The 18,963-nt window shown below is 66.7% G+C and carries 17 protein-coding genes and 1 pseudogene; 5 read left to right on the top strand and 13 right to left on the bottom strand.

What is annotated here, in order from left to right; translation table 11 throughout:
• Nucleotides 1-7: 7 nt before the first annotated feature.
• From ACRQ5J_RS24190 to ACRQ5J_RS24150, 9 genes and pseudogenes are all read right to left on the bottom strand, one after another.
• Nucleotides 8-466 (bottom strand): AraC family transcriptional regulator, encoded by a 459-nt coding sequence (locus ACRQ5J_RS24190; RefSeq protein WP_432380488.1) that lies wholly within the window; start codon nucleotides 464-466, stop codon nucleotides 8-10.
• Nucleotides 438-3,559, bottom strand: a pseudogene (locus ACRQ5J_RS24185) (efflux RND transporter permease subunit). Before ACRQ5J_RS24185 ends, ACRQ5J_RS24190 begins: the two are co-directional and overlap by 29 nt.
• A gap of 9 nt (nucleotides 3,560-3,568) precedes the next feature.
• A complete protein-coding gene (locus ACRQ5J_RS24180; protein ID WP_432380487.1) occupies nucleotides 3,569-4,678 on the bottom strand; it encodes an efflux RND transporter periplasmic adaptor subunit in 1,110 nt (369 codons plus the stop codon).
• A gap of 14 nt (nucleotides 4,679-4,692) precedes the next feature.
• Nucleotides 4,693-6,153, bottom strand: a complete 1,461-nt coding sequence (locus tag ACRQ5J_RS24175; RefSeq protein WP_432380485.1) for an efflux transporter outer membrane subunit — start codon at nucleotides 6,151-6,153, stop codon at nucleotides 4,693-4,695.
• Nucleotides 6,150-6,842 (bottom strand): CerR family C-terminal domain-containing protein, encoded by a 693-nt coding sequence (locus tag ACRQ5J_RS24170; RefSeq protein WP_432380483.1) that lies wholly within the window; start codon nucleotides 6,840-6,842, stop codon nucleotides 6,150-6,152. The genes ACRQ5J_RS24175 and ACRQ5J_RS24170 overlap by 4 nt, the downstream gene beginning before the upstream one ends.
• 296 nt (nucleotides 6,843-7,138) lie before the next feature.
• Nucleotides 7,139-7,525 carry an ATP-binding protein gene (locus tag ACRQ5J_RS24165; RefSeq protein ID WP_432380481.1) on the bottom strand — a complete coding sequence of 129 codons (387 nt, stop codon included), beginning with the start codon at nucleotides 7,523-7,525 and terminating at the stop codon, nucleotides 7,139-7,141.
• A gap of 8 nt (nucleotides 7,526-7,533) precedes the next feature.
• On the bottom strand, nucleotides 7,534-8,493 hold the full coding sequence (locus ACRQ5J_RS24160; protein ID WP_432380479.1) for a hybrid sensor histidine kinase/response regulator: 960 nt from the start codon (nucleotides 8,491-8,493) through the stop codon (nucleotides 7,534-7,536).
• Nucleotides 8,494-8,546: 53 nt separating this feature from the next.
• On the bottom strand, nucleotides 8,547-9,287 hold the full coding sequence (locus tag ACRQ5J_RS24155) for a 2OG-Fe dioxygenase family protein (protein ID WP_432380477.1): 741 nt from the start codon (nucleotides 9,285-9,287) through the stop codon (nucleotides 8,547-8,549).
• The gene (locus ACRQ5J_RS24150) at nucleotides 9,284-9,736 is read right to left on the bottom strand and encodes a MarR family winged helix-turn-helix transcriptional regulator (protein ID WP_432380475.1); all 453 of its coding nucleotides are present in this window, start codon (nucleotides 9,734-9,736) and stop codon (nucleotides 9,284-9,286) included. The genes ACRQ5J_RS24155 and ACRQ5J_RS24150 overlap by 4 nt, the downstream gene beginning before the upstream one ends.
• A gap of 114 nt (nucleotides 9,737-9,850) precedes the next feature.
• Between ACRQ5J_RS24150 and ACRQ5J_RS24145 the strand changes: the two genes are divergently transcribed.
• Nucleotides 9,851-10,936, top strand: coding sequence for an HD-GYP domain-containing protein (locus tag ACRQ5J_RS24145; protein ID WP_432380473.1), 1,086 nt, complete (start codon nucleotides 9,851-9,853; stop codon nucleotides 10,934-10,936).
• Nucleotides 10,937-10,939: 3 nt separating this feature from the next.
• Nucleotides 10,940-12,850: a CHASE domain-containing protein gene (locus tag ACRQ5J_RS24140; RefSeq protein ID WP_432380471.1), complete on the top strand. Its 1,911-nt coding sequence runs from the start codon at nucleotides 10,940-10,942 to the stop codon at nucleotides 12,848-12,850.
• Here ACRQ5J_RS24140 and ACRQ5J_RS24135 read toward each other — a convergent pair.
• Nucleotides 12,841-13,656 (bottom strand): sugar phosphate isomerase/epimerase family protein, encoded by an 816-nt coding sequence (locus ACRQ5J_RS24135; protein ID WP_432380469.1) that lies wholly within the window; start codon nucleotides 13,654-13,656, stop codon nucleotides 12,841-12,843. The two genes, ACRQ5J_RS24140 and ACRQ5J_RS24135, sit on opposite strands and share 10 nt — an antisense overlap.
• An 85-nt stretch (nucleotides 13,657-13,741) precedes the next feature.
• Nucleotides 13,742-14,581: a phytanoyl-CoA dioxygenase family protein gene (locus ACRQ5J_RS24130; protein ID WP_432380467.1), complete on the bottom strand. Its 840-nt coding sequence runs from the start codon at nucleotides 14,579-14,581 to the stop codon at nucleotides 13,742-13,744.
• A 110-nt stretch (nucleotides 14,582-14,691) separates the two neighbouring features.
• Between ACRQ5J_RS24130 and ACRQ5J_RS24125 the strand changes: the two genes are divergently transcribed.
• Nucleotides 14,692-15,633, top strand: coding sequence for a LysR substrate-binding domain-containing protein (locus tag ACRQ5J_RS24125; RefSeq protein ID WP_432380465.1), 942 nt, complete (start codon nucleotides 14,692-14,694; stop codon nucleotides 15,631-15,633).
• Nucleotides 15,634-15,678: 45 nt separating this feature from the next.
• Complete coding sequence (locus tag ACRQ5J_RS24120; protein ID WP_432380463.1) at nucleotides 15,679-16,128, top strand: cupin domain-containing protein; 450 nt, start codon at nucleotides 15,679-15,681, stop codon at nucleotides 16,126-16,128.
• 43 nt (nucleotides 16,129-16,171) lie between these two features.
• Here the strand turns inward: ACRQ5J_RS24120 and ACRQ5J_RS24115 are convergent, their stop codons facing one another.
• Both ACRQ5J_RS24115 and ACRQ5J_RS24110 read right to left on the bottom strand, forming a co-directional pair.
• Nucleotides 16,172-17,224 (bottom strand): diacylglycerol/lipid kinase family protein, encoded by a 1,053-nt coding sequence (locus tag ACRQ5J_RS24115; protein ID WP_432380461.1) that lies wholly within the window; start codon nucleotides 17,222-17,224, stop codon nucleotides 16,172-16,174.
• Nucleotides 17,194-18,258: a hypothetical protein gene (locus ACRQ5J_RS24110; RefSeq protein WP_432380459.1), complete on the bottom strand. Its 1,065-nt coding sequence runs from the start codon at nucleotides 18,256-18,258 to the stop codon at nucleotides 17,194-17,196. Before ACRQ5J_RS24110 ends, ACRQ5J_RS24115 begins: the two co-directional genes overlap by 31 nt.
• A 150-nt stretch (nucleotides 18,259-18,408) precedes the next feature.
• On the opposite strand from ACRQ5J_RS24110, the gene ACRQ5J_RS24105 reads away from it, so the two are divergent.
• Nucleotides 18,409-18,963, top strand: a complete 555-nt coding sequence (locus ACRQ5J_RS24105) for a hypothetical protein (RefSeq protein WP_432380457.1) — start codon at nucleotides 18,409-18,411, stop codon at nucleotides 18,961-18,963.

Here is an 18,963-nt window from a genome sequence, read left to right as displayed (position 1 = left end):
CCCCGGATTATCTGGCGGGGATGCAAAGCTCGGCGTTGAAGACGCCGGTGGCCGGGTCCATCGCGTAGTCGGCCGGGTAGCGCTCGAAGCACAGGCCTTCGCCGATCTTGCCTTCGGCTGACAGCAGGGCGAAGAAGTCGCCCCAGGCGCGCGGCACGTCGGCGGCCGTGCCGCGGAACGGCGCCACCGCGTAGCGCCCCGCCGGCAAGTGCGCTTCCTTCGCCGGTGCGACAATCGGGTAGTCCGGCGCGACTTCGACGCAGGCGTCGTAGCGGCATGCGTCCGGCGGCGTGCTGGCGGGATCGTCCTGCGCGACGCCGTAGGTCACCTTGCCGGTCAGCCCGAACGCCGTTTGCCACGGCGTGAATACTTCCTTCCAGAAGTCGCCCAGCGCCGGCCCGAACGGGCCTTTGTAGCGCAGGTAGGCGACCCGGACTTCAGGCAGGTTTTTGATCTCGTATTGCATGCTCGTCTCCTTGTGCCTGCGGCTGGCGGCGCAGCTTGCGCACCATGCGTTTGAGCCAGTGCTCAAAGTCGTCGACGTAGGTGAACACCGCCGGCACCACCAACAGGCTTAATAACGTTGAGGTAATCAGGCCGCCGATTACGGTGATCGCCATCGGTGAACGGAAGCTCGGGTCGGCGCCCCAGCCCAGTGCCAGCGGCAGCATGCCCGCGCCCATCGCGATGGTGGTCATCAGGATCGGACGGCTACGTTTGTGGCAGGCGTCAACCAGCGCTTCGAAGCGCCCCATGCCCGCCTGGCGCGCCAGAATAGCATAATCAACCAGCAAGATTGAGTTTTTGGTGACGATCCCCATCAGCATGATCAGGCCGATCATCGATGGCATCGACAGCGCGCTGTTGGTGATCAGCAGCGCCACGAACGCGCCGCCGATCGACAGCGGCAGCGCCGCCAGAATCGTCGCCGGCTGCATGAAGTCCTTGAACAGCAGCACCAGCACGCAGTAGATGCACAACACGCCGATCAGCATGGCGATGCCGAAGCTGGCGAACAGCGCCGCCATCTCCTGGGTGTCGCCCAGTTCCGCGATCTGCACCGACGGCGGCAGGTTTTTCAGCGCCGGCAGCGCGCGCGCCTCGTCGTTGACTTCACCCAGCGTGCGCTTGCCCAGCTCCACTTCGAGCGTGACGTTGCGGCTGCGGTTGAGGCGATTGATCTGCGCCGGCCCGCTTTCCATCGTGATCTCGGCCACGGTGGCCAGCAGCACCGGGCCGTTCTTGCCCGGCACCGTCAGGCGGCCGATGGCGTCGAGGTCGGCGCGCACGGCGTCCGGCAGCTTGACGCGGATCGGCACCTGGCGCTCAGGCAGGTTCATCTTGGTCAGGTCGGTGTCGTAGTCGCCGGCGGTGGCCACGCGCACCGTCTGGCCGATCGAGGCGGCGGTGACGCCGAGGTCCGCCGCCTTGGCGAAGTCCGGCTTGACGATGATCTCCGGCCGCACCAGCGAGGCGGTCGAACGCACATTGCCCACGCCTTGCAGCGTGCGCAGTTCGCGCTCGGCTTTTGCGCCGCCGCCTTCAGCGCCACCGGGTCTTCGCTGCGCAGCACCAGCTGCATCTTGACGCCGTTGTCCGGCGGGCCGACCTTGAAGCGGGCGCCGGGAATGGCGTCGAGCTTGCGGCGGATGTCGGATTCGATGTCGGCCATCGATTCCTTGCGGTCGGTGCGGTGCACGGTGGTCAGCGTCAGCACCGCGCTGCGCGCTTCGGCCGCCGCGCCGGGCGCGAAGGCGTCGCCGCTGGAGCCGCCGCCGATGGAGCTGAAGATCGACTTGATGCCCTTGACCTCCATCGCCGCCTTGCGCGCGCGCTCGGCCACCACGCTGGTTTCGGCCAGCGTGGAACCTGGCGGCAGCTCCAGCGTGATCTGCGTCTGCGACCGGTCGGCCGCCGGCACGAAGCCGGTCGGCAGCAGGCCGGTGAGCATGATCGAGCAGATGAAGAAGGCGCCCGCCGCCAGCGCCGTCACCAGGCGGTGGCGCAGGCACCAGCGCATGGTGGTCATGTAGCGCGACATCAGCCAGCCGTCTTTTTCCTCGCGGTGGACGGCCGGCTTGAGCAGGTAGGCGGCCATCATGGGCGTCAGCAGGCGCGCCACCACCAGCGAGGCCAGTACCGCGATCACGGCGGTCCAGCCGAACTGCTTGAAGAACAGGCCCGGAATGCCGCTCATGAAGGCGGTCGGCAGGAACACCGCCACCAGCGCGAAGGTGGTGGCGATGACCGCCATGCCGATTTCGTCGGCCGCTTCGAGCGCCGCCTCCATCGGTGTTTTACCCATGCGCAGGTGGCGCTCGATGTTTTCGATTTCGACGATGGCGTCGTCCACCAGCACGCCGACCACCAGGGCCAGCGACAGCAGCGTGACGATGTTGAGCGTGTAGCCGAACAAATAGATGCCGAGGAAGGCCGGCAGCACCGACAGCGGCAGCGCGGCTGCCGCCACCAGCGTGGCGCGCCAGTCGCGCAGGAACCACCAGACCACGATCACGGCCAGGATGGCGCCCTCGTACAGCAGGTGCATGGAGCCGGCGAAGTCCTCCTCGACCGGGCGGGCGTTGTCGATTACCTGTTTCAGCTCGACGCGCGGATGGGCTTTTTGCAGCTCGGCGACGGCGGCGCGCGCGCCGTTGGCGACCGCCACTTCGCTGGCGCCCTTGGTGCGGAAGATTTCAAAGCCGACCACTTGCGCGCCGTCCTGCAAGGCGATGGCGCGCGGTTCGGAGACGGTGTCGGTCACCGTCGCCACCTGGTCGAGCCGCACGTGGCGGCCGTCCGGCAGCGGCAGGTCCATGGCCGCCAGTTCGGCCGCCGTCTGCACGGTGGCGATGGTGCGCACCGATTGCTCGGCGCCGCTGACGTCGCCGCGGCCGCCCGGCGCTTCCTTCTGCACCTGGCGCAGCTGGCGCGAGACGTCCAGCGCGGAGACGCGCAGCGCCGCCATGCGGGCGTCGTCCAGCTCGACGCGGATTTCGCGGTACACGCCGCCGACGCGCTTGACCGCGCCGACGCCGGGCACCGTCAGCAGGCGCTTGGCGACGGTGTTGTCGACGAACCAGCTCAGTTCCTGGCTGTCGAGCTTTTCGCCCGGGGCCTGCGCGGCGGCGGCGGTGAAGGTCAGCACCACGCGGCCGGCGGTGGCGGCCTTGGTGACGCTCGGGTCGCGCAGCTCGGCCGGCATGTCGGCCTTGACGCGGGCCACGGCGTCGCGCACGTCGTTCACCGCGTCGGAGATGTTTTTCTCCAGGATGAATTCGACGGTGGTGGTGGAGACGCCATCGAGCACCGTGGTGTAGATGTTCTTCACGCCTTGCAGCGTGGCCACCGAGTCTTCGATCTTGCGCGAGACTTCGGTTTCCAGCTGCGCCGGCGCGCTGCCGTCCAGCGTGGCGGTGACGGTGACGATGGGCAGTTCGATGTCCGGGAAGTCCTGCACCGGATTGGCCTTGTAGGCCATGAAGCCGGCCAGCGACAGCAGCACGAACAGCATGATCGCCGGGATCGGATTCCTGATGGAGAGGGCGGAGAAGTTCATGGCCGGTCCTTATTGGGCGACGACGTTAACCAGGTCGCCGTCGTTGAGGAAGCCGGCCCCGCGCGCGACGATCTGGGTGTTGGCGTCGAGCCCGCCCAGCACTTCGATGCGGTCGCCCAGGCGGCGGCCCGGCTGCACCCTGAGCTGGCTCACATGCTGGTTGGGGTTGAGGCGGAAAACGAAGCTGAAGCCGTCGCGCACGACGATGGCTTGCTGCGGCACGGTCATCGCCTCCGAGGCGCCCAGCTGGAACTGGCCGCTGGCGAACATGCCGGCCTTGAACGGCGCGTCCTGGCTGCCGGCGCGCTGTGGCAGATCGACGTAGACCAGGGCGGAGCGGGTTTGCGGGTCGACGGTCGGCGCCACCATGCGCACCTTGCCGGTGACTTCGCTGCCATTGGCGGCCTTGACCACGGCGCTGACGCCCGGCTTGAGGTGGCGCAGGTCGGCGGCGACGACTTCCGCGCGCCATTCGAGGCGGCCCTGGCGGATCATGCGGAACAGTTCCGTGCCGGGCGCGGACACCGCGCCGACGGTGGCGCTGCGCGCCGAGATGATGCCGCTGTCCGGCGCCACCACCCTGGTGTACTTGAGGCGCAGCTGCTGGCTGGCCAGCGCCGCCCTGGCGGAGGCGATGCGGGCGTTGGCGGTTTGTTCGGCGGTGTTGTACTGGCTGATCTGCTGCGCGCTGAGGGCGCCGGAGTTTTGCAGCGTGCGCGCGCGGGCGGCGTTGGCGGCGGCGTCGGCGGCGTTGGCCTGGGCTTCCTGCAATGCCGCTTGCGCTTGCGCGAGGTCGGCGTTGACGGTGTCGGCCGAGAAGACGGCCAGCACCTCGCCGGCCTTGACCACGTCGCCAACGTTGACGCGCACTTCGGTCAGGCGCAGGCCGTTCGATTCGCTGGAGACGCTGGCTTCCTGCCAGGCGGCGACGTTGCCGTTGGCGGTGAGCCTGATCGGCAGGCTGGCGGTGCTCGGCCTGGCGATGGTGACGGTGAGGGCGGCCTTGGGCGTTGCCGCTTTCTTTTCGTCGGCCGCTTGCGAGTAGGCGGCGATGCTGGCGGCGGCCACCGCGAAGGCGGCGGCCAGGACGTAGGCGAGAGGTTTCAGTTTTGCGTTCATGGTAGGCGATGAAGTTAGTTGGCGGCCGGCGCGGCGTCTGCGCTTTGCGGCGCGAAGCCGCCGCCGGCGGCGCGGTACAGGGCGACCCAGGCGGCGCTGCGTTCGCGCTGCAGGTTGATGACGGTTTGTTCGGCCGCGAGGCGCGTGCGGCGTGCGTCTTCCAGCTCGAACAGGCTGGCCATGCCGTTCTTGTAGCGTGCATCGACGGCGGTGTAGTTGGCGCGGTAGCCTGCCAGCGCCGTTTGCGCGTCGCTGGCGCGGGCGGCGGTGCTGTCGAGGTTGACCAGCGCCTGTTCGGTCTCGCTGACCGCCTGGCGCACCGTGGCGCGGTAGCTGAGCACCGCCGCCTCGTAGCGCGCCTTGGCCGATTCGACGTTGGCGCGGCGGCGGCCGGCGTCGAACACCGGCACCGACAGCGAAACCGGGCCGATGGTCCAGGTGTCGGTCTTGGTATTTTCGCCGCCGGCGCGGAAGTTGGCCACGCCGATGGAGCCGGACAGCGACAGGCGCGGATAGCGCTGCGCCTCGGCGTTGCCGACATCGGCGCTGGCTGCCGCCACTTCGCGTTCGGCGGTGAAGACGTCCGGCCGCTGGCTGATCGTCTGTGCCGGCAGCGCGCCGATCGCCATGGCTGGCGCCGCGAATGACGCGTAGGCATCGGTTACCGCCGCGGCGCTGTTCGGCGCCGGGCCGGCGGACGCGGCGCCGGCGGCGAGCCGCGCGCGCAGCTCCGGCTCGGCGATGGCGGTCAGCGCCGACAGCACCTTGACGTCGATGTCGCACGCCGCCCGCTGCGAGATGTAGCGGCTGTTGCCGTCGGCGGCGCTGGCGCGGGCCAGCGCCAGGCTGGCCGGCGACTCGAAGCCCGCCGTGGCGCTCAGCTCCGTCAGGCGCGCGGTGTCGGCGCGCGACACCGCGTCCTGCCGCGCCACCGCCATCAACTGCTCGCAGGCGCGCAGGCCGTAGTACTGGTTCGCCACCTCGGCCGCCACCGACACGCGCGCATCATGCCAGCCGGCGTGCGCGCTTTCCAGGCGTGCCTGCGCCGCATCGCGCGCGGCCCGGTTCGCGCCAAAAATATCGATCTCCCACGAGGCGTTCAACGCCAGCTGCGAGGTGGTCCCCATCGGCAGCGCCGACTGCTGGTTGGAGCGATTCGCCGACGCCGCCGCATCCACGTTCGGCGCCAGCGCGGCGCCGGCCGCCACGCGCTCGGCGCGCGACTGCGCGATGCGCGACGCCGCCGAGGCCACGTTCGGGCTGACCGCCTGCGCCGACTCGATCAACTGCGCCAGCAAATCATCCGACTGCCCGCGCCACCACGACGCGAGATCGGCCTGGCTGCCGTTGTGCGGCAACGGCGCCTGCCACTGCGGGGGCGCCAGTGCATCCACCTGCTTCGCCGGACCCTGCACCGCGCAGCCGCCCAGCGTGGCGGCGACGGCCAACGCCGCCGCGCGTAAAAAGATACTCATGCTTTCCCTTGTTGAAGTTTGGTTTTTTCCGCCAGCACCAGCGTCTCGGCGAAGTTGGTCAGATGCTCGACCCAGGCGGCGATCGCCTCCGGGCCCGCCATCAGGTGCGGCGTGATCGCGTTGACCACGTCGCGCCCGATCAGCATTTGCACGCACATCGCGCCGACGGCGTAGGCCAGCATGTGCACGCGCTCGTCCGGTGCGGCCACGCCGAGGTGGCGGCATAGCACGCCGGCCAGCGCCATGTGCTCCGGCTTGATGTTGTTTTCGATCTCGCTCTGCCAGAAGCCGGTCGGCTCCAGCATCTCGCGGTAAAACAATTTGAGCAGCACCTCGGCGTCGGCGCCGGCCATCAGCGGCGCCGTCATCTGCTGGTAAAAACCGCGCAGCGATTCGCGCAGCGTGAAGTGCGGCTGGTCGAACATGACGATATTGTTCTCGACCGGCGTGCAGATGGCGCTAAAGCAGGCCTGGTACAAGCCGGCCTTGTCGCCGAAGTAGTAGCTGATGGCGGCGACGTTGGCGCCGGCCGCCTGGGCGATCTCGCGGGTCGAGGTCCTGGAGAAGCCCTGCTCGCCGAACAGGCGCATCGCCGCCTGCAGCAGGCGTTCGCGCGACTGCTCGCCGTCCGAACGCGGCTTGCGGCCGTCGTCGGCTGGCGGGCTGGTATGGGTGGGTTTAGCGTTCATGGCGGCATTACATCACACAATTAAAACAAATGATATAATTAAATCGATTGTTTAATTTATTGCTGAAACGTGCTCAAGCGAGCGTTGCAGCGGGGTAGACGTTAGCCGTTTGAAAATATTGCAGCAGCGAGCAAAAAGGCAGGCAAAAAAAACCCGCGACCATGCGGTGCGGGCTAATTCCAATGTTCAGCGAACGGATTGGAGGAGACAGTTCCCACTATACCGGGCTTTATGTTGCAGTGCAATACCGTAGAATTACGTTGTCATTATAGTCATCTTTAGTATTGCTCAAACCGTTACCTGGCCGGCAGCGCCAGCGTGAAGGTGCTGCCGTGGCCGAAGTCGCTCTTGAAGAACAGCGTGCCGCCGATCAGGTTGGCCAGGTTCTGGCACAGGTACAGGCCCAGGCCGGCGCCTTCGGCGTGGCGGGTCGAGGTCGAGTCCAGTTGCGAGAAGGCCTGGAACAGCTTGGCCTGGTCTTCCTCGCGGATGCCGGCGCCGCTGTCGGCCACCGAGAATTCGATCACGTGCTGGCCGCCGTCGTGGTCCGGCTTTTCGGCCAGCGTCACGCGCACGGTGCCCGCTTCGGTGAACTTGATGGCGTTGTTGCCGAGGTTGAGCAGGATCTGCGTCAGCGCGCGGCGGTCGGTTTCAAGCGCGATGGCCGGATCGGCCAGCTGCATCTCCAGCGTCAGGTTTTTTGCACTGCGAGCGGCCGCAGCGTGTCCACCACGTCCTTGACCAGCTCCTGGCATTGCACCGTCTCCAGTTCCAGCGTGACCTTGCCGGCTTCGATCTTGGCGACGTCGAGGATGTCGTTGATCAGCGAGAGCAGGTGGCGCGCGCTGGTGCGGATGGTGTTGAGCTGCTTGTCCTGCTCCGGCGTCAGCGGGCCGGGCAGCTTCATCAGCAGCGCGCCGGTGAAGCCGATGATGGCGTTCAGCGGCGTGCGCAGCTCGTGCGACATATTGGCGATGAAGGCCGACTTCATGCGGCTCGCTTCGGCCAGCTCCAGGTTCTTCAGCGCGATTTCGCGGTTGATGGTTTCCAGCTCGCCGGCGTGGTGCGCCAGCCGCATATTCAGTTCGATCACCTGGCGCTCGCGCGCCTGCAGCTCGCTGTTGACCTGCACCGCCTGTTCGTAGGTGGAGATCAGCAGGTCGAGGATTTGCTGGCGGTCGGCGTTGATGAAGTGCTTTTGCTCGCCCAGGTAGAGGGCGATGCCGATCTCCATGTTCTGGTTCTTGCGCAGCTTCTGGTTCATCAGCATGTGGCCGATGCGGTTGAGCAGGTAGTCTTCCGCGTAGGGCTTGCGGATGAAGTTGTCGGCGCCGCACTCGATGCCGCGGATGATGTCCTTCGGGTCCATCAGCGACGTCACCAGGATCACCGGAATCTCGCGCAGCTCCGGGTCGGCCTTGATGGCGCGGCACAGCGTGTAGCCGTCCATCTCCGGCATGACGATGTCCGACAGCACCAGGTGCGGCTTGCGTTCGCGGATCGCTTCCAGCGCCAGGCGGCCGTTCGGCGCCACGCGGGCGTTATAGCGCATCGACTGGATCAGGCGGCGCAGACGTTCGGCCTGGGTGGGGCTGTCTTCGACGATCAGTATTTCGATTTCATCGGGCTGTATTTCGTAACTGGTGTCCACAGACCACCCTCCTGGTGCGTAGTTAGCAGCGCCAACTATATCGGATTACCCTCTCAAGGGGAAGTTTCCTGTCCCTGGAAGCCGCCCGCGCGCCAGGTCAGCACCAGGGTGTCGCGGTGGCCGTGCCGCGCCAGCGGCTGGATCGGCGTCGATTCGTGGATGACAGTTGCGTCGTCGAGCAGCAACATGGTCCACGGCGCGGTCATCGTGAAGCGCTTGCCGTTCGGCCCGTCGGCCTCGAACACGCGCGTTTCGCCGCCCTTGATGCCGTCGCGCGCGACCAGGATCACGGCGACGAAATCGACGCCGTCGCGGTGCGCGCCTTCCGGCGTCGGCCGGCCGATGCCGTCGGTGGTGTCGATGCGGAACTGGTGCGCCTCAACATACCACGGCGCGCTGCTTTGGCGCGCCTCGCTGCACAGCTGGCCGATGGCGGTGATCAGCGCCGGCCACGCCGGCTGCGCCACGGTGGCCGGCAGCACCGGCGCGAACAGCCGGTTCATGCCGCCGTGCAGGGCGTTGTATTCGAGCGGCTGCCAGTGCGCGCGGTGCGGCGTTTGCGTCAGCGCCGCGCCTTGCTGCACGAAACAGGAGTGGCGGCGGCGGCGATAGCGGCCGCCGTCCTTCAGGTATTGGTCCGGCTCCAGCGCGTCCCAGCCAGGGGCCAGCGTGTCGAGCGTGGCCAGCGGCAGGCCGGCCAGCGCGGCCACGTCCTGCGGCGCCAGCAGCGCGTAGCCTTGCTGGCGCAGCGCCGCGGCGGCGTCGGCCAGCGGCGTGTAGATCGGCGCCGTCATGCGGAGGCCATCAGGCTGGCGCGCAGCTGGTCGAGCTGCTGCTTCATGCCGACCACCTGGTCCAGCGTGCATTGCGTCGCTTGCAGGATCGAAGGCGGCAGCTTGGCCGCCTCGTGGCGCAGCGCCTCGCCGTGCGGCGTCAGCTTGATGATGACCTGGCGCTCGTCGCTGGCGGCGCGGGTGCGGGTAATCAGCTCGGCCGCCTCCATGCGCTTCAGCAGCGGCGTCAGCGTGGCCGAGTCGAGGAACAGGCGCTCGCCCACCTCCGACACGGTCAGTTGGTCTTTTTCCCACAGCACCATCATCACGAGGTACTGCGAGTAGGTCAGCCCCAGGCCGCGCAACAGCTTGCGGTAGAGCTTGCTCATCGCCAGCGAGGTCGAGTACAGGGCGAAGCAGAGTTGCGCGTCCAGCTGCGGGACGGCGGCGGTGTCAGTTTGGGTATCCATGTCCCCAGTATAGATAGTGTGCTATATAATTGCAAGCGAGGGCGGAGAAAATAGTTTGGCCGGCCTGGCCGCTCGGTTATGATGATGGTAAGCACATACAGGGAGCAGCGGCGCATGAATGTCAAAAAGGCCATCGTACTGATCGTCGATGAGGCTTCGGACAATCTGATCCAGATGAACGGCATGCTGGAGGAGCAGTACGAAGTGCGGCTGGCCAACAGCGGCCGCGCCGCGCTGGACATCATGCAGCACGTGCCGCGCCCGCACCTGGTGGTGCTCGATGCGCAGCTGCCCATCGTCGACGGCTACAGCGTCTGCCAGCAGCTCAAGTCCAGCCCCGACACCGCTGAAATCCCGGTCATCTTGTTGCAGCGCGAGGCCGATGCGCGGCGCGCCTTCGCGCACGGCGCCGCCGACGTGGTGGCCAGGCCGGTGCTGGCCGAGGTGCTGCGCGCGCGCGTCGACACCCATCTGCAACTGCGCCACGCGCGCGAGCTGCTCAAGCAGCAGCGCAACCTGCTGGAGCACGTGGTGGAAGAGGTCACGGCGGAACTGAGCCAGATGCTCGACGCCATGATCTGGGCGCTGGCCTCGCTGGCCGAAACGCGCGAATACGAAACCGCCAACCACCTGCGCCGCGTGCAGCATTACGTGGTGGCGCTGGCGCGCCAGCTGCAAGGCCACAAGCGCTTCGCGGAAGAGCTGAGCGACGCCAATATCAAGGCGCTGTTCAAGGCGGCGCCGCTGCACGACATCGGCAAGGTGTCGATTCCGGACGCCATCCTGCTCAAGCCGGAGCGCCTGACCGACGCCGAATTCGCGGTGATGAAGCTGCACACGGTCTACGGCCGCGACGCCATCGCCAACGTCGAGAATGCGCTCGGCTACACCAACACCTTCTTGCGCTACGCGCGCGAAATCGCCTATTCGCACCAGGAGAAGTATGACGGCTCCGGCTATCCGCAAGGGCTGAAGGGCGATGCGATACCGATGGCGGCGCGGCTGATGGCGGTGGCCGACGTCTACGACGCGCTGATTTCCAGGCGCGTCTACAAGCCGGCCTTTACCCACGAAACCGCGATGGAGATGATACGGCAGGGCAGCGGCGAGCACTTCGACCCGGACGTGGTCGACGCCATGCTGACGGTGGAGCAGCAGTTCATGGCCATCGCCAACCAGTACAGCGACGCGGCCGGTTAAGCCATGCGCGGGCGCGGCTACCTGGCTTTCTTTGTCGGGATCTGCCTGACAGCCTGGACCTGCTATTTCGTCATGGAGGAGCAGCAGAAGCTGCAGGTGTACGCCGGCTTCCAGCGCGACATCGACCGCGTGGCGCGCGACACGCAGACCCGCTTGCAGATCTACGCCGACTCGCTGCATGGCCTGAAGGGCATGTACGCGGTCAACGACCATATCGACCGCGGCCAGTTTCAGCGCTTCGTCAACGAGCTGAAGATCGGCAAGCGCTATCCCGGCTATCAGGCCTTGCAGTTTGTGCGCGCGGTGCCGGAGGCCGGGCTGCCGGCGCTGGTGGCGCGCGTGCGCGGCGAGGGCTACCCCGACTTTCATGTGCACCCGGCCAGCCGCCGCCCGCTGCATTACATCATTGAGTACACCGAGCCGATGGCCGGCAACGAGAACGCCTTTGGCCTCGACCTGGCGGCGCTGCCGCCGCATCTGAAGGCGCTGGAACTGGGGCGCGACAGCGGCGAAATCGTCGCCACCGAGCCGATCACGCTGGTGCAGGACGCCAGCGGCGAGCCGGGTTTTGTGGCGCGCGCGCCGGTGTACCGCAACGGCGTGCTGCTGGAAACGACGGCGCAGCGGCGCGAGGCGCTGGTGGGCTTCGTGGCCATCGTGTTCCGCGTCAATGCGCTGATGCGCGAGGTGATCGATCCGGCGCTGCTGGAGCATCTGCACGTGCGCATCGAGGATGGCGGCTTCCAGAACGGCAAGGCGCCGCCGTCCGGCATCAACACGCTGCTGTACGACAGCGACGGCAAGGTGGAAAGCCATCAGCGCCGGGCCGAAACCGTGCCGGGCATGAAGGCGACGACGGTGCTGCCTGTGGGGCAGCGCAACTGGATCATCACGTTCGAGGGCCGCGCCGGCGCGCGCTACGGGCGCTCGCAGCTGCCGGTGGTGTTGATCGGTATCTTCGGCGTCGTCATCAGCGCGCTGATCGCGGCGCTGCTGGTGACCAACCGCCGCGAGGGCGATGCGCGGCGCGGGCTGGAAAACAGCCTGCAGGAACTGGAGCGCGAGAAGAGCCACGCCGAGCGCGCCCGCAACGACTTGTCGCGCGTGGTGGCGACGCTGAAGCAGGCGCAGACCAATTTGCAGACGTCGGAGAAAATGGCGTCCCTGGGCGCGCTGGTGGCCGGCGTGGCGCACGAGCTGAATACGCCGATCGGCAACAGCCTGCTGACGGCCACCGCGCTGGGCGACATGGTGCGCGACTTCGAGCAGCGGCTCAAGGAGGACGGCGGCATGAAGCGCTCGTCGCTGGAAGCGCTGCTGGCGGACGCGCGCAAGGCATGCGCCATCATGGCCGGTTCGCTGACGCGCGCGGGCGACCTGATTACCTCATTCAAGCAGGTGGCGGTGGACCAGGCCAGCGGCCAGCGGCGCCGCTTCCGGCTGGACGAAGTGCTGCACGATACGCTGGCCACCTACGCCGCGCAGCTGCGGCGCGCATCGTGTTCGGTGTCGGTGGACGTGCCGGCGGACCTGGTGTTCGATTCCTATCCCGGCAGCCTGAGCCAGGTGCTCAGCAACCTGATCGCCAACGCCCTGCTGCACGGCTTCGATGGCCGCGACAGCGGCGTGCTGACCATCAGCGCGCGGCGCGAGGGCGACGACCTGGTGGTGTTGCAGCTGAAGGATAACGGCGTCGGCATGAACGACGTGGTGCTGCACAAGATATTCGATCCCTTCTTCACCACCAAGATGGGGCATGGCGGCTCGGGCCTGGGCATGAATATCGTGTATAACATTGTGACCGGCGTGCTGAAAGGGACGATCCGCGTGGAGTCGGTGCCGGCGGCGGGCACCAGCGTGCTGCTGGTGCTGCCGCTGTCGCCGGCGCCGGAGGCGGAGAGCGCTCAGGCGTAGCGCTGGCGCAGCAGCTGCAGCATGGCCACGTTCAGCTCCCACGCGTTGGAGACTTCCTGCTGCGTGTACGGCAGGGTTTGGGTGTACGGCACCGGGCCGAATTCCGGCGTCAGCGTCATGCGTTCGGCGCCGGCGGCGCGGCGCAGGCGGATCACCTCATCCCACCACGACAGGTGCGCTTCCAGCGCCGCCTGCGATTCCGGCGCGCGGAAGTCGGCCACCTGCGGGCCTTGCGCATGGCCGACACGGGCGTGGATGTGGCGCACGTGCGGCAGCGTGGCGGCCAGCGTCTGCGGCTGGTCTTCCAGCAGCGATTCGCAGGCGCAGCACCAGTGCGACAGGTCGGCCGTCAGTTGCAGGTCCGGCATTTGCTCCAGGTAGGGCAGCAGCAGCATCGGGTGGCCGCTGAAGCGGCTGCGGTGGATCTCGTGGACGATCGGCACGCCGTGCTGGCGCGAGATGTCGGCGGCCAGTTGCAGCAGTTCGCGGTTCTGCGCCGGCGTGAAGTAGTCCTTGCCGGTGTGCGAGTTGACGTGCAGCGGCCTGGCGGCGCAGGCGTTGTGCAGCAGTTCGGCCAGCGCGGCCTTGTGCGGCTCGAACGTTGGGTGGAATACCGTTTCCCACTGGGCGACGATCAGGCCGAGGCCGGCGTCGGCGATCTGGCGGGTCCAGTCGTCGCGCTCGGCGGCGTCCAGCGGCAGCGACATTTCAATGCCGTCGAAGCCGGCGGCCTTGACGCGCTCGATGAACACCGGCGCCGGCAGCTCGTTGTTGCCCCACTGGGCGGCGAAAATTTGAATTTGCATAATATCCGTCGTTCCGGCGCAGGCGGGAACCCATGGGCCCGTGCGCGGATGCTGTGTATGGGTTCCCGCCTGCGCGGGAACGACGTTAGAGGAAGCCGCGCACCGGCAGCTTGTCGTCGCGCTGGATCCAGTTCTGCGGCGAATAGCGGGTGGCGCCGTCAGTCACATGCAGCGTATAAGCATGGCGCGACACCGGCGAGCGGTTCGGCGCGCTGTAATGCGGCAGCAAGCCGTGGAAGCACACCAGGCTGCCGGCCTTGCATTCCAGCGGCACGGCGGTGGCGTCGCCCGGCCACGGCATGTCGCTCAGTTTTTCCATGCGCACGTCATCGCCGTTGCGCAGGAAGCGTTCGCGCATCGGGCCGCGATGGCCGCCCGGCTCGGCCCACATGCAGCCGTTGTCCAGCGTCGCGTCTTCCAGCGCGAACCAGAAGGTGGTCACGCTGACCGGATCGGTGTCGAAGTAGGTGGCGTCCTGGTGCCAGCGCACCTCGCCGCCGATGCCCGGCTGCTTGAAGATGTACATCGACTGCCAGACCTTCGGATCGCTCAGGCCCAGTTCGCGCGCCAGTTCTTCGAGGCGGGCGTCGGCGGTAAACGCGCGGAAGGCCGGGTCCAGGTCGTGCATGGCGTGGCCGATCTTGTTGATCGACAGTTCCTTGGCCTGTTTCAGCTGGCCGTCCGGGCCGAAGGCTTCTTCCTCGAAGAAGCAGCGGATGGTGTTGTCGGAGCCGAGGAAGTAATCGTCGGTGGTCTTTTCCTGCTCGATGGTGCTGAAGATGCCGGATTGGGCGCTCGGATCGAAATCGTTGACAATCTGCGCGGCGCGGGCGCGCAGCTTGGCGATTTCTTCGGCGGTCTTGAAACCGGGGATAACAATAAAACCATCGCGTTGGTATTGTTGTTTTTGTGCTTCTGTCAGCATTTCTGGCTCCATGGCGGGATATTTGATCTAGCGCATTTTACGGGGCCGGCCGGGCGCTCACAATCGGCAAAAGGTTGACACATTGTCGCTTAAATGGAGACAATTGCCGCATGGACCAGTTACGCGCGATGGAAATTTTTGTGGAGGTGGCAAGGCTGCGCAGCTTCAGCGAGGCCGGCCGCCGGCTGGGGCTGACGCGCGCCATGGTCAGCAAGCACATTCTGCAACTGGAGGAAAAGCTCGGTGCGCGGCTGCTGCACCGCTCGACGCGCGAGGTCAGCCTCACCGACGTCGGCCAGGCCTACCCGGCGCCATGCACGGCGACGGTGACGCAGGCGCGCGAGGCGGCGCGGGTGGTGGCGCAGGCCGGCGACGATCTGGCCGGGCCGCTGCGGATACAGGCGCCGTCGAGCTTTGGCAGCGAATGGCTGGCCGGCGCGGTGGCGCGCTTCGCCGTGCAGCATCCGCTGCTGGAACCGATGCTGTTTGTCGACGACGCGCTGCTCGATCCGATCGAGCACGGCTTCGATCTGACGATACGGGTGGGCGGCATACCGGACGTGCACGCGCTGGCGATACGGCCGCTGGCGCCGTGTCGTGCGGTGTTGTGCGCATCGCCGGCCTACCTCGCGCGGCACGGCATGCCGGCCGCGCCGCAGGAGTTGCAGCAGCACCGCTGCCTGCACTTCAGTCACCTGACCGACGGCACCCAGTGGCATTTCGCGCGCGGCGAGGAGCGGCAATCGGTGCGCGTGCCGGCCGCCTTCACCGCCAACAACGGCCTGGTGCTGCAACAGGCGGCGCAGCAGGGGCTGGGCATCGTCTACAACACCACCTTCCTCGCCTGGCGCAGCCTGTTGGACGGCTCGCTGGTGCCGGTGCTCAGCGACTGGGAACTGCCGCTGAATCATCTCAGCGCGCTGTATCCCGCCAGCCGCCAGCCGTCGCCCAAGGTGCGCGCGCTGATCGATTTCCTGGTCGCCGAATATCATCCCGTGCCGCCGTGGGACCGGGCGCTGAGCGACAGCGCTCTGGCAGCCGCGCGCTTATGAGACAATATCTGCTGCCTCGATATCCACTGCCGCGGAGCGTCGTCCATGCCTGTCTTTACACTTGACCAGTTGGTCACCGAAGTCCAGCCGGTGCAGGGTTCCAGCGAACCGAATCGAACGCACTGGATCAGCGAAACCGGCGAGCTGACCCAGTTTGGCGCTTTCATCGAAATCCTGCAGCCGGGATGCCGTTCCTCGAACAGGCATTGGCATAGTGCGGAAGATGAAATGGTCTATGTTCTGGCCGGCGAGATCACCGTGGTCGAGGGAGCGTCCGAAACTATCGTGGCTGCCGGTGGCGTTGCCACTTTCCGGGCCGGCGTCGCGGTCGGGCATTATCTGGAGAACCGGAGCGCGTCTGCGACGCGCTGCCTGGTGGTGGGAACCCGCACGCCGGTCGACCGCATCACTTACCCTGATCATGACCGGGTCTGTCTGCGGGATAGATCGCTGCCGGACGACGTATGGACTACCTTGGCCGGCCAGCCGGCATAGGGTACATCGGTATGTCCGCACTTGCTTTTCGCCCCTCGTCCCGTCATTCCCGCGCAGGCGGGAATCCATGGACCGCCGGCCTCGATGCTCGGCTTGGATTCCCGCCTTCGCGGGAATGACGGGTGGTGGGCTTCAGGAGCAGCAGTTGCTCCTCCATTACGTGGAATTCGAGCGGATTGCTCATCAACGTGACTTCGCCGTCGGTGGCGACCTTGATGCGGCGGCGGCGCGAAAGTGTGCGGACTTTGACCTGAATGCGCTTGAAGCTGAAAGTGGTCAGCTCGTCGGCCTGATCCAGCCGGCCCATGCGGCCCAGCGCGCCGTGCAGCAGCAGCCACAGCATGCCGAACTTGCCCTTGGTGCGCGGCGCAACCGCCGCCAGCCGGCCGTCTTCCAGCGCCTCGCTCAGCGGCGGAATGCCGATTTGTTCCATTTGCAGCCGGTTGTTGCCGACGAAGAAGGTGGCGGTGCGCAGGCGTTGCAACTCGCCGTCGATCTTCAGTACCAGGCGCAGCCGGCGATGCGGGCTGAGGATGGTTTTCAGCGCCGAGAACGCCGCCACCAGCCGGCTGCGGCCAAACTGCGCCTTGTCCGCTTCGCGCTCCTCCAGCAGCCTGGGATACAGGCCGATGCTGGCGTTGACCAGGAACACCCGATCATTGACCACGCCGACCTGCACCGCCTGCACCCGCGCCGCCAGCAGCGCGTGCACCGCCTGTTCCAGATCCTCCGGGATGCCGTGGGTGCGCGCGAAGTAGTTGAAGGTGCCTTGCGGCAGTACGCCAAACGCGCAACCGTGGCGGATGGCCTGCTGCGCCACGGCGTTGATGGTGCCGTCGCCGCCTGCCGCGACCAGCACCCCGCCGGCCGCGGCGGCCTGTCGGGCAAGCTGCGCGGCCACCTGGTCGATGGCGTCGGGCGGATCGATGATGGTCAGCTGAAACGGCTGCCCGGCGCCGCGCAATACCGCTTCGATGATGGTTTGCCGCTCCTCGGTTTCGGCATGGCCGGAACCGGCGTTGAGCGCGATGAAGAAGGGGGCGGCGTGGTCGGGCATGGAGATCGTCAGGTTGTCGGCACCGGGCCAGTATGCCATGCGCCGTCCTGGTAGACGCGTTCGTTATCGAGATAGACGCCATCGGTGACGGCGAAGACGTCGATGTGGTAGCGCGCGTCCTTGCGCTTGAGCTGCGGCTTGCTGTAGACGCCGTGCTTGGCGCCGAGCGACAGGTGAATGCCGCACATGCGCTCATAGGTGCCGATGTCGTCCACCATGCGCTCGCGCGTGAAGGCGCGGTTCATGCCGAAGCCCAGTTCGCGCAACCACACTTCGCCCTCGTGTTCGCGGATGATGGCCAGCATCTGCTCGAATGCCGGCGTGCTGTTTTCGGTGCCGGTGACGCGGCCTTTTTCGACGATGATGGTGATCGGCGTGGCCGGCCTGTTGACCAGGAATCTGGTGTCGCCAAACACGAAGATGCGCGCGCGGCCGCTGACCGCTTCCAGGTCCTGCGCCTCGGTAAACACTTCGCCGAGCGGGAACTGGCCGCCGACGTTGTTCATCCCGCTGTAGTCGCCGATATTCAGCTTGGCCGGTTCGAACGGCGAGGCGAACACCAGTTGTGCGCCGTCGCCGCTATCGACCACGCCGCGCTGCGCGCGGTCGATGCGCGCCTTCAGCGCGTGGCCGACGCCGCGATAGTAGGCCGGGTCGTAGGCCAGCGAGGCGATGTAGTGCAGCCCCTGTTCGCCCGGCATGCGCGACAGGTGCACGTGCTCGACCACTTTCAGGCCGCGCTTGAACAGTTCGATGCGGATGCGGTAGGCGTCCATGCGGAAACTGGTCGATTGCACCAGCACCACCAGGTCGCCGGCCTGCATGCGCTCGAAGGTGGCGAGAATGGCCGCCGGCGTGGTGCTGTCGAAGTCGATGAATTGCGCATCCGGCGCGGCGCGCCGATAGGCCTCGGTCAGCGCGCGATTGAGGTCGGTGCGGGTGTCGTAGACGATCAGCGCGGCGCGCGGCGCGCGGTGTTCGAGGGCGATGCCGAGGGTGTCGCGCAGGTGGCGTTCGGCCTGGTCGACGGCGGCTTCGGGAATGGCGCCGAAACGCGAGGGGGAGGACGTCATGGTGAGGCGGTTTAAAGGAACAGCCCGCATTATAAGGGAGTTGCAGGGCGCGCCACGGCGAGCGCATTCTTCTTGTAATGGGCAAAAGAGCGATATAGAATGAAAAAATAGCCTAGCAGCAACTTCATGGCGATAATGACAGGAAGCATGATGACCAGAGTGATGGGACAGGATTTGCCGCTGGAACGACCGGATATCACCGGCCGTGCGGCGTTGTTCGTGCCGACGGCGGCGATCAAGGCCGACGTGCTGGAGACGGTGCGCATGGGGGCGGCGATTGTCGGTTATGGCAACCATGACCGAACGCTAACGATCTACTACGAAAGCAACCGCTTCAACGAGGCCAACCTGGTCAAGTGGGAGCAGAAGGCGCGCAAGGCGTTCGAGCGGCTGGCGGAGAACCTGCCGACCGTGTCCAAGATGGTCAGCAAGCCGGAGAACTTCGAGCAGGTCGGCTACATCAGCAACAAGGGCATCCTGATCCGCCGCATGGAGAAACTGCAGCAATGGCTGAGCCAGTCCGAGATGCTGGACAGCGGCCCCGCCTCCGAAACCATCGACTTCGCGCCGCCGCCGCCGCCGAAAAAATCGTCGCCGACTAGGCCGGCTGGGACCCCGCTTCCAGCGGGCCGGCCACAAAACGTGCGCTGCGTCGCCGCCGCCGGATGTATGCTCTTGGAAACAACTCATTCTTTCAGGAGATAA

The organism is Duganella sp. P38 (genome assembly GCF_050859475.1).
Lineage (GTDB): Bacteria > Pseudomonadota > Gammaproteobacteria > Burkholderiales > Burkholderiaceae_D > Rugamonas.
The sequence above is the reverse complement of the archived record's forward strand: the minus strand, read 5'-3'. Positions and strand labels throughout refer to the sequence as shown.